The organism is Sodalis sp. RH15 (genome assembly GCF_047324255.1).
GTDB classification, from domain to species: Bacteria; Pseudomonadota; Gammaproteobacteria; order Enterobacterales; family Enterobacteriaceae; genus Acerihabitans; species Acerihabitans ligni.
In genome coordinates this window covers 1,319,516-1,334,104 of the sequence record NZ_CP178738.1, presented here as the reverse complement: position 1 = coordinate 1,334,104, position 14,589 = coordinate 1,319,516, and the positions used below count along the sequence as shown (strand labels likewise).

Annotated in this window: 12 protein-coding genes; 4 read left to right on the top strand and 8 right to left on the bottom strand. The window is 57.8% G+C overall.

Going from position 1 to position 14,589, the window contains the following annotated elements; genetic code table 11:
* Positions 1 to 11: 11 nt before the first annotated feature.
* The 3 genes from lplT to ACL2XO_RS06305 all read right to left on the bottom strand — a co-directional run bounded on the left by lplT (position 12) and on the right by ACL2XO_RS06305 (position 4,280).
* Positions 12 to 1,232 carry a lysophospholipid transporter LplT gene (gene lplT / locus ACL2XO_RS06315; RefSeq protein ID WP_413742409.1) on the bottom strand — a complete coding sequence of 407 codons (1,221 nt, stop codon included), beginning with the start codon at positions 1,230 to 1,232 and terminating at the stop codon, positions 12 to 14.
* Positions 1,229 to 3,385 carry a bifunctional acyl-ACP--phospholipid O-acyltransferase/long-chain-fatty-acid--ACP ligase gene (gene aas, locus ACL2XO_RS06310; RefSeq protein ID WP_413742408.1) on the bottom strand — a complete coding sequence of 719 codons (2,157 nt, stop codon included), beginning with the start codon at positions 3,383 to 3,385 and terminating at the stop codon, positions 1,229 to 1,231. Before aas ends, lplT begins: the two co-directional genes overlap by 4 nt.
* Before the next feature lie 178 nt (positions 3,386 to 3,563).
* The gene (locus ACL2XO_RS06305; protein ID WP_413726671.1) at positions 3,564 to 4,280 is read right to left on the bottom strand and encodes a GNAT family N-acetyltransferase; all 717 of its coding nucleotides are present in this window, start codon (positions 4,278 to 4,280) and stop codon (positions 3,564 to 3,566) included.
* Positions 4,281 to 4,861: 581 nt separating this feature from the next.
* Here ACL2XO_RS06305 and galR point away from each other — a divergent pair.
* Entirely contained in the window at positions 4,862 to 5,875 is a 1,014-nt protein-coding gene (galR, locus tag ACL2XO_RS06300; protein ID WP_132923274.1) for an HTH-type transcriptional regulator GalR, read from the top strand.
* Here galR and ACL2XO_RS06295 read toward each other — a convergent pair.
* A complete protein-coding gene (locus ACL2XO_RS06295; protein ID WP_203522697.1) occupies positions 5,870 to 6,334 on the bottom strand; it encodes a GNAT family N-acetyltransferase in 465 nt (154 codons plus the stop codon). The genes galR and ACL2XO_RS06295 overlap by 6 nt on opposite strands.
* Positions 6,334 to 7,218, bottom strand: coding sequence for a LysR family transcriptional regulator (locus ACL2XO_RS06290; protein ID WP_413726669.1), 885 nt, complete (start codon positions 7,216 to 7,218; stop codon positions 6,334 to 6,336). Before ACL2XO_RS06290 ends, ACL2XO_RS06295 begins: the two co-directional genes overlap by 1 nt.
* A 99-nt stretch (positions 7,219 to 7,317) precedes the next feature.
* Here ACL2XO_RS06290 and ACL2XO_RS06285 point away from each other — a divergent pair, with 99 nt between their 5' ends.
* Positions 7,318 to 7,974 carry an HAD-IA family hydrolase gene (locus ACL2XO_RS06285; protein WP_132923277.1) on the top strand — a complete coding sequence of 219 codons (657 nt, stop codon included), beginning with the start codon at positions 7,318 to 7,320 and terminating at the stop codon, positions 7,972 to 7,974.
* 53 nt (positions 7,975 to 8,027) lie between these two features.
* On the opposite strand, the gene lysA is transcribed toward ACL2XO_RS06285, so the two are convergent.
* Positions 8,028 to 9,311, bottom strand: a complete 1,284-nt coding sequence (lysA, locus tag ACL2XO_RS06280; RefSeq protein WP_413743042.1) for a diaminopimelate decarboxylase — start codon at positions 9,309 to 9,311, stop codon at positions 8,028 to 8,030.
* 138 nt (positions 9,312 to 9,449) lie between these two features.
* Here lysA and ACL2XO_RS06275 point away from each other — a divergent pair, with 138 nt between their 5' ends.
* Complete coding sequence (locus tag ACL2XO_RS06275) at positions 9,450 to 10,376, top strand: LysR family transcriptional regulator (RefSeq protein ID WP_413742407.1); 927 nt, start codon at positions 9,450 to 9,452, stop codon at positions 10,374 to 10,376.
* Between the two features lie 17 nt (positions 10,377 to 10,393).
* Here ACL2XO_RS06275 and ACL2XO_RS06270 read toward each other — a convergent pair whose 3' ends face one another.
* Positions 10,394 to 11,551, bottom strand: a complete 1,158-nt coding sequence (locus ACL2XO_RS06270; protein ID WP_413726667.1) for an MFS transporter — start codon at positions 11,549 to 11,551, stop codon at positions 10,394 to 10,396.
* A gap of 130 nt (positions 11,552 to 11,681) precedes the next feature.
* Positions 11,682 to 12,404 carry a tetratricopeptide repeat protein gene (locus tag ACL2XO_RS06265; RefSeq protein WP_413742406.1) on the bottom strand — a complete coding sequence of 241 codons (723 nt, stop codon included), beginning with the start codon at positions 12,402 to 12,404 and terminating at the stop codon, positions 11,682 to 11,684.
* A gap of 598 nt (positions 12,405 to 13,002) precedes the next feature.
* Here ACL2XO_RS06265 and ACL2XO_RS06260 point away from each other — a divergent pair.
* Positions 13,003 to 14,589, top strand: a complete 1,587-nt coding sequence (locus ACL2XO_RS06260; RefSeq protein ID WP_413742405.1) for a hypothetical protein — start codon at positions 13,003 to 13,005, stop codon at positions 14,587 to 14,589.

Below are 14,589 nucleotides of genomic sequence, written 5' to 3'. Positions count from 1 at the left end.
CGGCTTTCTTATCACTTGAAGCCGCCGGTACGGGTGCTTTTACCGGCTCGGGTCGCAAACCACAGCGTCGCTATCGCCGCCGAAAACAGCAGGCCAAAACCCATACCGACCACCACCGCAGGAACATTCAGTTTCACCACCAGCGAATAAAGCCCCAGCATCAGCAGCATGGCGGTATTCTCGCCGAAATTCTGTACGGCGATGGCATTGCCCGCCCCCACGCTCTGTTTGCCGCGATGCTGCAGCAAGGCATTGAGCGGCACGATAAAAAAGCCGCCCAGGATACCGATGAATGCCAGCAGCAGGTAGGATGGCATCAGGTGGTGCTGCAAACTCAGGGCCACCACCACTCCTCCCATGATGACACCCGCCGGCATGCAGCGCCGTACCGTTTCCAGGCTGATGAGTTTCGCCGCCGCCGCGGCGCCGAACACGATGCCTACCGCCACCATGGCATTAAGCATGGTTGGGGTGGCGTTATCGTTGATGCCCAGCGCCACCGGCACCCAGAGCACCAGCAGAAAACGCAGCGTCACGCCGGCTCCCCAGAACAGGCTGGTGCCGATAATGGAAAAACGCGTTTCGCCATCCTGCCAAAGGCTGCGGCAGGCGGCGGTGAAGGCGCCTAACATCCGGACGGGATGCCAGGAACCGCCGGAGCGCGCCGGAACCAGCCGCGGGATAAAGAGATTAGCCACCACCGCCACGCCATAGGTCACGGCACACACGGACAGCGCCGCGAGCACATGCCAGTCCGCCAGTAACCCGCCGGCCACCGAACCGATAAGAATGGCGGCAATGGTGGACGCTTCGATTAAACCATTGGCCTTTACCAGCAGACCGCCCTGGGTGAGTTCACCCAGGATACCGTACTTGGCGGGGGAGTAGGCGGCCGCCCCGACTCCCACCAGGCAATAGCCGAAAAAAGGATTGAGACCGGCGCAAATCAATAACGCCCCTGCCAGCTTCAGGCCGTTGGCCGCCATCAATACCCGGCCCTTGGGGAAGTTATCGGCAAATTTGCCGACAAAGGGCGCCAGGAAGATATAGGCGGCGACAAACAGCATCTGCAATACCGGTTGGCTCCAGGCGGGATAGTGCTGCTGCTTGATAAGCGCCAAGGTGGCGAACAGCAGGGCATTATCGCCGAATGCGGAAAAAAACTGCGCGCTGATCACCGCTATCATGGGCCGTGACAGCAGGCGATCGGATAATACCGCCGATTGGCTCATGCCTGGGTCTCCGGGGTTTCCGCCATCTTTTTCAACGCGGCAAAATCGGGCTTGCCGCTGCCCAGCAAAGGTATTTCCTTGACAGGGCGGATATCGCGCGGTACGGCAATCTCAGCCATGCCGTCTTTACGCGCCTGCTGTAGCAGCATATCGCGGGTTAACGCCGTATCGGTGGTAAACAGCACCAGTGATTCTCCTTTCACGCGATCGGTTTTCGCCGCCGCGCCATGGTGGGCATCCGGCGAAACGCGTGCCGCCAGCCCTTCGATGCTCTCCAGAGAAACCATTTCTCCCGCCAGCTTGGCAAAGCGCTTGACACGGCCTTGGATGGTGCAGAACCCCTGGCTGTCGATAAAGACGATATCCCCGGTATCATACCACCCCTCCTCCCGCCGTCCGTCCGCGTTTTCAGCGGCCGGCGTCTCCAATACCCCCGGATGCTCCACCCGAAGATAGCCGTTCATGATATTCGGTCCGCGCAATTGCAGCTGCCCGCCCTGTTCAATACCCGGCACGGGGATGATGCGCGCGGTCATACCCGGCAGGATTTGGCCGACGGTATGCGGTTTTGCCGCCAATGGGACATTGATGGACACAACCGGCGCACATTCCGTCACGCCATAGCCTTCCAGGATACGGATGCCGAATTTATCCAGCCACAGCTGCCTTGTGTTTTCCGCCAGTTTTTCCGCCCCGGCGACGATATAACGCACCCGGGCGAAATCATACTGGTGGGCCAGGCGGCCATACTGGGCCAGAAACGTCGACGTACCGAACAGTACGGTACAATTCTGGTCATACACCAGTTCAGGTATCACCCGATAGTGTAACGGACTGGGGTAAAGCAGCACCCTGGCGCCGGTCAGCAAAGGGGTAAACAATCCCACCGTCAGGCCGAAGGCATGAAACAGCGGCAGCGCCGATAAAAACTTGTCCCGGGGGGTAAAATCCGCCACCGAGCGGATTTGTTCTATATTCGCCAGGATGCTGTCGTGGGAATGCACTACGCCTTTGGGCGTACCCTCTGAGCCCGATGTGAACAGAATGAGCGCATCGCCATGAGCCTGTTGCGGCGCTTCGGCATGATAAGGCGCCAATAAATGGAAGAGAATCCAAAGCTTATCCCGCAGGTCCAGGCTGTCTTTCAGATCTTCCAGATAGACCCAGCGCACGCCGGTCACCTGCCCCGGCAAGGCGGTCAATTTCGCTTTGTCCAGAAACTGGCGCGAACTGACGATGGTTTTCAATTGCGCGGCTTTCACGGCATTGTTCAGGCCGCTGGCGCCGGCGGTGTAGTTAAGCATGGCCGGGACGCGTCCGCGCAGGCTGGCGCCGAGAATAACCGCCGCGGTAATGGCGGCATTGGGCAGCAATAACCCCAGGGGCTCCCCCGGCGCGCTCAAACGTTCGAGTATGCGGCTGACGCCGAAGATTTTTTTCAACAACCCGCGATAGCTGTCCGCTTTGAAGGCGATATCCTCAATACAGAGTTTGCCGGCGCCATAGCGCCATGCCGCCGCCAGCAGCGCCCGGTACAGAGTGGGATGCGGGCGGGACGCCATCCGCGCCTCCATCATGATCCGATGCAGATTTTCACCGGCGATACGGCGTCGATCCCGTGCCCGCGGGGCTTCCGGCATGGGTAGCTTAGTGGGAGCCCGAACGTGGATGGTAATTTTGGGGAACCAGTGCCGCTTGATGATGCCGCCCATGCGGCTAAAGGGCGTCAGCTCCGGCCCGTCCAGCCAGACGGGCACCACGGTGGCGCCGGAGCGTGAGGCGACAAAAGCGGCGCCGTCATAGATTTTCATCAGTGAGCCGGTAACCGAAATCCGTCCTTCCGGAAATACCACTACCGGCCGGCCGTGACCGACGTATTTGATGAGTTTTTTAATGCTTAGCGGCTTGGTGGGATCCAGCGGCAGGACATCCACATAACGCCTGATCACGGGCATAAACCAGGCGTCGGTGATATCGGCATAAATAGCGAATACCGGTTTTACCGGCAAAAAAACGGCCAGCAGTATGCCGTCGAGAAAGGACACATGGTTAGGGGTAATCATTACCCCGGGCTGTTCCAGCACCTGCGTATCGCCGATGATCTCCACCCGGTAAAGCAGCCGGAAAAAATGTCGCAGCAGGGAAAAAAGCATGCCGTCTCCTTGTCATTGAATAGTGTGGCTGGCATAAGAGCGCCCTAAGCCGGCTTCCCGCAAGCAGAATCAGGTAAAGTTTATATTAGCAGGTTAAGAGGCCTTTTAATCAACGGCATAGTGATAACGGCGCCGGGGAACACATGGCACACAACCGATTGCCCGCGTACGCCAACGGCTACGACCCGCTCCTGGCGGCCATAAAATCTCCCAGCCGCCGCTTTTGTCCCCCCACGGCGGTGAAATTATCCGCCCGCAGCCAACCCTGCAGCGCCCGGCTGATGGCCGGCCACTCTTTATCGATAATGGAATACCAGCAGGTATCGCGATTATGGCCTTTATTGACCACCGCCTGGCGAAAGGTTCCTTCGTACTGGAAGCCCAGGCGTTTGGCCGCCAGCGCGGAGGCCTGGTTCAGGCTGTGGCATTTCCATTCGCAACGCCGGTAGCCCAGGGTATCGAAGGTATAATTCAGCAGCAGGAACAGTGCTTCGGTACCGCATACCGAGCGTTTCATCAGCGGCGACCAGTTGACCCAGCCAATCTCCAGCACTCCGTTGGCCGGGTCGATGCGCATCAGCGCCACCGTACCCACCGCCAGGCCGGTGGTCAAATCAATCACCGCGTAATGCATCGGGTCGCCGGAAGCCGCATTGCCGGCTATCAGGGTATCGCACGCCGACTGTGTGGCCGGGCGCGCGATGGAAAAATAGGTCCAGTCACGCTCATCGTTGATGCTGTGCCAGGCATTGAACAGCGCGGCGCTATGCTTGAGGGACAACGGCTCCAGACGACAAAAGCGGCCGGTCAGTATCCGTTTTTCAGGGCGTTCCCTGGGTTGCCAGTCAGGCAGGGCGTCACCCAGGGGCTGATCATATTGATTCACGGCAGGCATCGGTTGGATCTCCTTGGAAAGCAGGAATTCGGCATGAGCTGAAAAAGATTCGCCTTTGAATAACTTGCCTTAAAACAGGGAACCTGCGCAACCGACTTCAGGAAAAGCCGGTGAAAGACGCGATCAATACCGCAAACTCGATAGGTCCGAGGAAAATCCGGAGGTAAACGACAGACAAAAAAAAACCTACGCATCCGCGTAGGTTGGTGCAACTGAAATGGTCTCAGCATACAAGGTATGCTGATTTCTCACCAATCAATACCTCTGGGAATACCTACTCTAATGGGGGTGATATGAATAAACTACCGCTCAATCGAAAGATTGCTGCTCGAAATGAAACCAACTGTAAAATTTACCCCAGGATTATATCCACAGCCGGTTTAAAGCCGCGGCGCCGGTTTGGCGCGGGCCTTGGCGTGATGAAGAGGGAAAGGAAACCGGGAACAACGGCATTCCGGCGTTGCCGATAATCCTATTTGTGAACTGTTTGCTCAACCTGTGCGCTAACGCCTTGCATCGTCGGGCCTTTTCCGTAAAACTTAACGGGTAAACGATTTTTTCTTTGAGAGCCTGTAAGCGATATGGCCACCATTAAGGACGTAGCGAAACTGGCGGGCGTATCCGTCGCCACCGTTTCGCGGGTTATCAATAATTCGCCAAAAGCCAGTGATAGTTCGCGTCAGGCGGTGCTCGGCGCCATGGAAGAGCTACAATACCATCCGAATGCCAATGCGCGCGCACTGGCGCAACAGTCGACGGAAACCCTGGGGTTGATTGTGGCGGATGTCTCCGATCCTTTTTTTGGCGCGATGGTCAAGGCGGTGGAACAGGTTGCGTACCGCACCGGCAATTTTTTATTGATCGGCAACGGCTATCATATCATCGACAAAGAGCGTCAGGCCATCGAGCAGCTGATACGGCACCGCTGCGCTGCGCTGGTGGTGCACGCCCAGATGATACCAGAGGCGGAACTCAGCGCGCTGATGGCGCATATTCCCGGGATGGTGCTGATTAATCGCATATTGCCGGATTATGTCCACCGCTGCGTGGCGCTGGACGACCGGTATGGCGCCTGGCTGGCCACCCGGCATTTGATTCAGCAGGGCCACCGGCGCATCGCTTTTATCTGTTCAAGCCATCCGATATCCGACAGCACGGATCGCCTGCAGGGTTATCTGGACGCTTTGACGGATCATCAGATCGACATCGACGAGAAGCTCATTGCCTACGGCGAGCCGGATGAAGTGGGGGGCGAGCAAGCCATTACCGATTTATTGGGGCGCGGCCGGCATTTTACCGCCATCGCCTGCTATAACGATTCCATGGCCGCCGGCGCGCTGGCGGTGTTAAGCGACAATGGTATCGATGTGCCGGAACAGATCTCGCTGGTGGGTTTTGACGATGTCCTGATATCGCGCTACCTGCGCCCCCGCCTGACCACCATACGCTATCCGGTGGTGGCGATGGCTACCCAGGCGGCGCAGCTGGCGCTGGCGCTGGCCAACGGCGATCCGTTGCCGGAGGTGACCAATACCTTCAGTCCGACGCTGGTAAGACGCCATTCTGTCGCGCCGCCGCCGTCGGAAGCATCATGAGCTCCTTCCCTGATAGCTATAAAGATAAACCCGCTTGCGGGGGTATTCCACCCCTTCCCCCAGGTATAACCAGCCGAAACGTTCGTAATAGCCGGTAAAGGCGGCGTAAAGATAGAGGCGATGGAAACCCGCCCGGCGGCTGAACGTCGTGACAAATTCCAGCAGTTGCCGGCCCAATCCCCTGCCCCGGTGCGCCTCATCGATATAAAGCGCCGCCAGCCAGGGCGTCAAATCCTGCCGGCTCAAAAGGTCGCTGCGCCACAGGCCCACGGTTCCCACCGGCCGTCCCTGCTCCAGGGCGATAAAGGTAATGGGCAAGCCCTGCCGCCGCAGACCATTTTCAACTATCGCGGCGTAAAATTCGCGGCCGGCGCCATCGCCGAAGGCCTGCCATAACCAGTCCGTCACCAGTTCCTTATGCCAGGGACAGTCCGCCAGGAAAGCAATATCCGCAGGCATCAAGGCTTACCCGCCGCGGCGGTGAGCTTGACCACTTCGCGGATAAACACATCGCGGTGGGGATCGGGAATATTTTCGTTCCAAACCAGCCCCACATCCCAGTCGGCATAGGCGCCGGACAGGCGCTGGCATCGCACTTCCGGATGACGGGACGTCATGGCGCTGCGGGGCAGTATCGCGACACCCATTTGCGATTCCACCAGGGTCATGATGGTGCGGGCATCTTTAATCGCCTGCAGCCGCCGCCGGCTAAGGCCTCCGGCGCTGATGAAACTATCGATTTGCCGCGCGGAACCGGGACAGTTTTCAGCATCCAGCACATATAGGGTGGTGACGTTAAGCAAACGACCGATCCCCTCCGGTTCGGGGCTGAGATTTTTATGAAAGATCAGGCACAGGCAATCATGCCCGGTCCGTTCGAAGGTTAACGGCGCTCCCACCGGCAGGCGCATAAAACCGGCCTGCAGCTGTCCCGACAAAATCAATTGCTGTTGCCGGGGCGAGGAGAGGTCTTGCAATTGAATAACGATATCCGGATTAAGCTGGCTAAAACGGGTGATGATGTCAGGCATGATGCTGGTGGCGGAGCCGATAAATCCGATGGATAGCGATGCGTCCCGGCCGCTGCCGAGCTGTCTGCAGCGGGTTTTGAAAGCGCTGAACCGCTCCACCAGCTGTTTGGCGTCCTCATAGAGCAACTGCCCTTGGCGGCTCAGCCGGGTCCCCTGATTATCGCGCCGAAACAGCTGCAAACCCGCTTCCGCCTCCAGCATCTTGATTTGTTTGGTTAGCGTCGGCTGGGTCAGACATAATCTTGCGGCGGCTTCACGATAATTCAAACGCTCCGCCAGAGCGACAAAGGCCCGCAGTTGCCGAATCTCCATTCCAATCCTCTATCACCGGTGAACTTTATTTGATTATACAAGCCGCCGTGCGCCTGTTGTAGTGGTACCGGCAAGAAGCCCACAACAAGGTGAAACGTTATGATCTCCATTGAGGCAAAAGCGGTATTGTTGGACATGGACGGCACGCTGGTGGAATCCACCCACAATGTGGAACTTATCTGGACCCAGTGGTGCAGGGACAACGGTATTCCGCCGGAGCGGGTGCTCGCTATCTGTCACGGGGTACGCTCGCGGGATATCATCCGGCAGGTGGCGCCCCATCTGGACTTGGAGCGGCACATCGCGCTGCTGGACGAGCTGGAAATCAGCCATTTCGCCGGCGTCTCGGCGCTACCGGGAGCGGCCGGCTTTTTGCGGGATATCGGCCCCCTGCCCTGGGCGGTGGTGACTTCCGCCAGCCGGCGGGTGGCGTTGCATAAACTGGCCGCCTGCGGATTGCGCGTTCCCGCGATACTGATAGGTTCTCAGGATGTGGTGCTGGGCAAGCCCGACGCGGAGCCTTACCTCCTGGCGGCGCGGCGGCTGGGCATCGATCCCGGGGATTGCCTGGTATTCGAAGACGCGCCCGCCGGTATAGCCAGCGCGCTGGCCGCCGGTTGCCGGGCGGTGCAGGTGGGAGGCGAGCAGGCCTGTTATGGCGCTGTCGAAGGCATTATCCAAAGCTGGCGGCAAATCAGCGTCGCAAGCCTGGCGGACGGCGCCATCCGCCTGGCGCTATCCCCGCCCGCCGGGTAGCAGCGGTTACGCCGCAGGGCGCTTCCGTTACTCGCTCCGGCGCGGGCTAACGATTAGGCCGGAGGGAGATCTTCCGGCACCTGTTCCAGCGCCAGCAGTTCGTCCAGCGTTTGGCGCCGACGAATAAGGCGCGGGTGTCCTTGTTCATATAACACCTCCGGCAATAACGGCCGGCTGTTGTAGTTTGACGACATGGACGCGCCGTAAGCGCCGGTGTCATGGAACACCAGATAATCCCCCACCCGCGCCTCGGGCAGCATGCGCGGTTCCACGCCGCCGCCGGCCAGCTGCGTGAAGACGTCGCCGGATTCGCATAACGGACCGGCCACCACCGTGGCACGGTCGCCCTGCTCCACGGGCGGACGGCCGTCGGCGGGGATCAGCGAAATATGGTGATAGCTGCCGTACATGGCCGGGCGCATCAGATCGTTGAATCCGGCGTCCACCAGCACGAAATGGCGGCTGCCCATCTCTTTCACCGCCCGAACCTGAGACACCAGCACGCCGGCTTCCGCCACCAAAAAACGGCCCGGTTCAATTTCCAGCGTCACCGGATGTCCCAGATGGCGGCTTATTTTCCGGCGCGCGGCATCCCACAGGCCAAAATAGTGCTCGGTATTGATGGCCTCCTCGCCGAACCGGTAGGGTACGGATAAACCGCCGCCGGCGGAAATGGCGTGCAAATCCTGACCGGAGGCGATAACGGCTTCCACCATGGCCTCGCACACCTGCTGCAAATGATCGTAATCCACCCCGGAGCCGATATGCATATGAAAACCAATCAGCTTCAGTCCATAGCGCCGGATCTCGGCGAAAGCCCGCGGCAAATCCCCGTGCCAAATGCCGTGTTTACTGTTTTCGCCGCCGGTATTGGTTTTCTGGCTGTGGCCATGGCCGAAACCCGGATTTATCCGCAGCCAGACCCCGTGCCCCGGTGAGCGCTCGCCCAGCTGCGTCAGCATATCCACCGAGCCGGCGTTCACAGGTATCCCCAGTTCCGCCACCCGCTGCAAGGTCGGCTCGTCGAACACATCCGCGGTGAACACGATCTCGCTCGGCGACTGTCCCGGTGTGAAGCCCGCCAGCAAGGCGCGTTCGATCTCCCCCAGGGAAACCGAATCCACTTTCACCCCGTGCTCCCGCATCAGACGCAATATATGCGTATTGGAACAGGCTTTTTGCGCGAAACGGATAACATCGAATTGTCGCAGCTGACGAATGCGCTGGATGATAATTTCCGCTTCATATACCCAAACCGGGCCGCCGAAGCGTTGCGCCAGGGAACGGAGATTATTCGCGTTCAAGGCGCCGGCGTTTTCATAAAGGCTATGGGGCATGGTTTCCTCGTTCTTGACCTGATTACCGGGACGTTCCACCGCCGGCTATTATCCGTGATCCTCGCCCGGGTGATAAAATATCTATATAGGGCAAAGCTATTCATTTATGATATGGCTTTGCACTTCCGGAGCGACTGCATGGCCGCCATCACCTTGCGCCATATCGATATTTTTCATGCGGTAATGACCACCGGTAACCTCACCGCCGCCGCGGCGCTGCTGCACACCTCGCAGCCCACCGTAAGCCGTGAGCTGGCGCGCTTTGAGCATTTGCTGCAGTTAACCCTGTTTGAGCGGACCAAGGGCCGGCTGAAACCCACCGGCGAAGGGTTGCGACTGTTTGAAGAGGTGCAGCGTTCCTACTATGGGCTGGATCGGATTCTCGGGGCGGCCCAGGCTATCCGGCAATACCGGCAAACCCAGCTTTCGGTGGCCTGCCTGCCGGTATTTTCCCAGTCCCTGCTGCCTGAAGCGTGCCGGACCTTTTTCCAGCGCTACCCGGAGGCGAGCCTGAGCGTCGTCCCGCAGGAGTCGCCGTTGCTGGATGAATGGCTTTCCGCCCAGCGCCATGACCTCGGCCTGACGGAAAACACCTTCACTCCCGCCGGTACCGAACGGCAAACCCTGATGACACTGAACGAGGTTTGCGTACTGCCGGCGGGACATCCCCTGAGCGTAAAAGACGTCCTGACGCCGGAAGATTTTCACCACCTGCCCTTTATCAGCCTCTCCGTCACCGACGGCTATCGCCAACTGCTGGACCGGCTGTTCGAACAGCGGGAGATAACCCGCCGACTGGTGCTGGAAACGCACAGCGCCGCATCGGTATGCGCCATGGTGCGTGCCGGTGTGGGCATCTCCATTGTCAATCCCCTCACCGCCCTGGACTACGCCGCCAGCGGGGTAGTGATCAAGCCCTTCAGCATCGGCGTGCCTTTCACCGTGAGCTTGGTCAGGCCGCTGCATCGGCCGGCCTCCTCGCTGGCGACGCAGTTCATCCACCATTTGCAGGCGCTTGCCGATAGCATTCCGGCCAGGCTGGCGCAGGCCACCGGCAGTAATTAATAAGCCGGCGCGAAATATTATGCCACCGCCGGGCGGCGCGGCGGACGACGGAAAGTGACCAGGCAGACCGCCAGCCCTATCAGCGCCAACGCACAGGCGGCCATGGGCACCCGGGTCAGACCAAAACCAATGGCAATAACCTTGCCGCCGGCCCAGGCTCCCAGCGCATTACCGATATTAAACGCCGAGATATTCAGGGTCGACACCAGATTGGGCGCATCATCGCCGTGGGTCACAACGTTGATTTGCAATGCCGGCACGGTGCTGAAGGTGGCCAACGCCCATAAAAACAGGGTAATTTCCGCCGGCAGAAGCTGATGACTGGTCCAACTGAACAGCAGCGAAAAGACCGCAATAAACGAAAAGCTCAGCAGCAGGCTGGCGGAAAGCCGCCAGTCGGCCAGTCGGCCGCCGATAAAATTCCCCAGAGTCAGGCCTGCGCCGATCAAAAACAGCGTCCAGCTGACGCCGCGATTGCCCACGCCGGTAACCTGCAGCAGCAGCGGCGCAATGTAACTGAATAAGGTGAACATCGCCGCGGCAAAACAGACCGTCATCAGCAGCGACAGCAGCAGGCTGCCGTTGCGCAGGGCGGCGAACTCCCTGGCCAGATCCGGGGACTCCGCATTTCGCTGTGACGGCAGGCTTGCCAGCAACGCGATAAAGGCCGCCACGCCGAGCGCCGACACGCACCAGAAGGTGGCCCGCCAGCCGTAAAGCTGCCCCAGCCAGGTGCCGATGGGCACCCCGAGCACATTGGCCAGCGTTAAGCCGGTAAACATCAGCGCCACCGCCGAAGCCCGGCGATTCGGCGCCACCAGCCCGGCGGCCACCACCGACCCGATACCAAAAAACGCGCCGTGACACAGCGCCGTCACTACCCGGGCAAACATCAGCAAGCCATAACCATAGGCCCAGGCGCACAAGGCATTACCCACCACAAAGATCACCATCAACAACGCCAGACAGCTTTTGCGCGGCAAGCGTGCGGTAAGCACCGCCATGATCGGCGCGCCCACGGCCACCCCGAGGGCGTAGCCGCTAATCAGCCAGCCGGCATCCGGCAGCGACACCTTGAGATCCGCCGCCACCTGCGGCAGTAACCCCATGATAACGAATTCGGTGGTTCCAATGGCAAAGGCGCTCAGGGCCAGGGCCAATAGGGCAATAGGCATAACACACTCCATGACTTAACCGCCGCGGGCCGGGCGGGCTGTGAAAAAAACAGGAGGGATAAAGAGGAAGATCGTTTTTTTTATAATTAGAAAAGTAACACAATTGTTATGCCGCGCCAACGCCGCGCTATCAATAGAGCGAAACCCGCAAAAACCTGCCGTCGGCCCGGACGTTCATACCGAAGCCGCAATCCCCAGAGACCGTATCAAGCTGCACGTCGCCTGGGGAAAAGGTCATATTCACCTGGCAGGCCGAACCGCTGTCAGCGGCGTCCTGGCTATAGGTAGCCTTGCCATCGCTAATGGGCTCTACCACCGAAAAAGAACCCATGTTCGGACCATAATACATCCCCATGCCGGGCATATAATATCCGTTAAAGGTGATTTTCCAGGCATTGCCGTCCGCGGGCACGACCGACAGCACGCTCCACACGCCCTGACCGGCATAACGCCAGTAATTCCCCATCGGCGTGGCCGCCAGCGCGGGAGCAAGCCGCGCCAATATCGGTTGGAGCAGCGCCAGATTCACCCGGCTTTTAGGATCGTCCGGCGCCAGTGAAAGCCAGGCGTTGGCTTTCAAGGGTTCACCGGATCGAAACAAGGCCAGCGCGGTATTATTATAAGCGGTGGCAAGCGCCGGCGCCGGCAGGCGGCAAAATTCCCCCCAGGCAGCCTGGGCGGTAAACTCTTCAACGGCGCGGGCCATATCTCCCTGCCGGTAGGCCGCCGTTCCCGCCTGCCCATAGCCGTCTATCTTGCCGCAGTCGGTTTTGATCTGTTCTTCCTGCGACGCAAAACCGGTAACGGCATAGAACCCGGCCAGCAATGCCCACGCTTTACATTTCCAGTGCATAATCACTCATTAATTGTCGAGAACATTATCCGATAGCAATAATGATATGCGGGGAACGATAAGTAAAGCCGGCGCTTACGGTATAAGGTGTGCTGATGTTTTAATGCCAATATCTTAGCGAGCCGGGTCGCAAATGCGCTGTTTATTTCCGTTGCGCTATAACGGGGGAATCCAAAGCGTAAAGCAGATTTATGAGAAATAAAATGCCTTTGAAAAAAGAATATAAGTCTATTTGATATTTAATGCTAATGAACTGCAAATAATTTATGAATCAAGCCTCTTTTTTGTCGTGACATTAATATCAATATAGAGAGAACTGATATACAGCACAGAAAATCATTCTACCCTTTACCCTCCTTGCCATTGATTTAATAAAAGGTAATGTATAAAGTCAATTGATACCGGTTACGGCCGGCGCTTTTGCATAATGACCACCTATATATCCAAATATTAATAAGACCGCTTTGAATAAATCATCCAATGCGGCTAATGAGTTATTTTAATTCGCTTAACCCATGGGAAACTCTTTTTTATAACACTTCCTACCACCTGGTACTGAATCAAACAGAATTTTTTTTGTTTTATGAGGAGCGCCAATATGAAGAGACGTACATTTTTAACAGGTGCCGCTGCATTAGGTCTCACCGCGGGAACATCGGCAGCCCGAGCGGTCGCCGCCGAAAGTCCCCCTTCCGGGGGGATTACGGCGTTGCCGGATGAAATTGCCACGGCGCTGGCGCGTTTTCGCGCAACGATCCCGGTCAATTTCGATCGGGCCTATGTGGAGAATGTTGTAGTCCCGTATTTCCTCAGCAGCTTTTACGAAGGGGAAAGACCGAAGCTGCCATTAATAGATCTTATACTGAGCAAAGAAAATGCCTTGCCCCAAGATCTTTGGGGCCTCATTTATTCAGAGTGGCAACCGACGCCGGAAGAAGGCAGTACGGTATTTTTACAGGGATTGGAGAACCGTGGTGAAAATAATCTGCGTAAACGAATTTACTTTTCCGCGATGACAACGGACCTTTACAAACCGATGTATAGCGAGAAGGTGAGCGCTTTCTTTGATGAGCTGATGGATCCGAAATTTGCCGACATCCCTTTTATGCGCCATTACCTGGACTACTACTTCGATCTCTATTGGGATTTGCATGTGGGCGTAAAAGGAAATGCCATTCCCGCCGAGGTGCGTGAAATCGGTGAAGCATTCAATACGGTGCTGGCCTATCGCAATCCGCTGCAACCCATCGTTTATGAAAACTACATGGCGGTACGTAAACGGCTGGATTTCCTGAGGACCTGGATCGATGAACGGGTGGAGGATATTGCCAATGGCCGCATTGCCAATCCCGAAAAAACCCTGGCATGGTATTGGCTGAAAAATGCCGGCGACGGTACGCATTTCAGTAAAAAGGATATCATTTTCGAGTGTTTCCACAACTTTGTCGCCCTGAGCCAATGGGGAAATTCCCTGTACGGCATAATGTCGCGCTTAAGTGAAAATGACGGCGACAAGGCGGTTCGGAGCAGTTTCCAAAAAACCATGAGCGGGGACTTCGACCATGCCAACGGCGCGCCTTATACTCCGCTGGAATTGTTCGTTATGGAGTTGTTCCGCACCATCTCTCCCAACAGCGGCAGTATTTCAGCCATCCGCGACGCCCGCGATTCCGCTTATGGCGAATCGCCCCATCGCAGCCTTGGCCTTTCCTTTGAACGCCACAGCTATCTGATTACGCCGCATACCGCCACCAGCTTCAGCCGAGAGCTGTGGAAAGAGCCTGATACGTTCGATCCCGATCGTTACCGCGAGGTTCCCACCAGTGCCGACATCGACGAGGAAAAATGCCGGCAGGTAGGACTGGCGCGCTGTCCGTTCGACATGACCTCCTTCGAGGTTAAAGACGGGCGCAAGGTGAGCATTACCAACAGCGGTTTCGGCACGGTATTCGGCGTGGCGGACGGACAGCCCAGTCCGGTATGTGATTTTGCCGGCTTCGCCCCATTTGGGTTCAGCTATCGCCGGTGTCCGGGGGAACAACTCACCATCCGGGTGTTTGAGGATTTTTTGCGCAAAGTTTGGAAAGAGAAGATTATCTTTCGCAAGCTGCCCCTCACCCAGCCTGGACGCGTGCCCATCGGCCCCACAGCGGTGATTGACGACAATATTGGCTTTAGCCGCTAG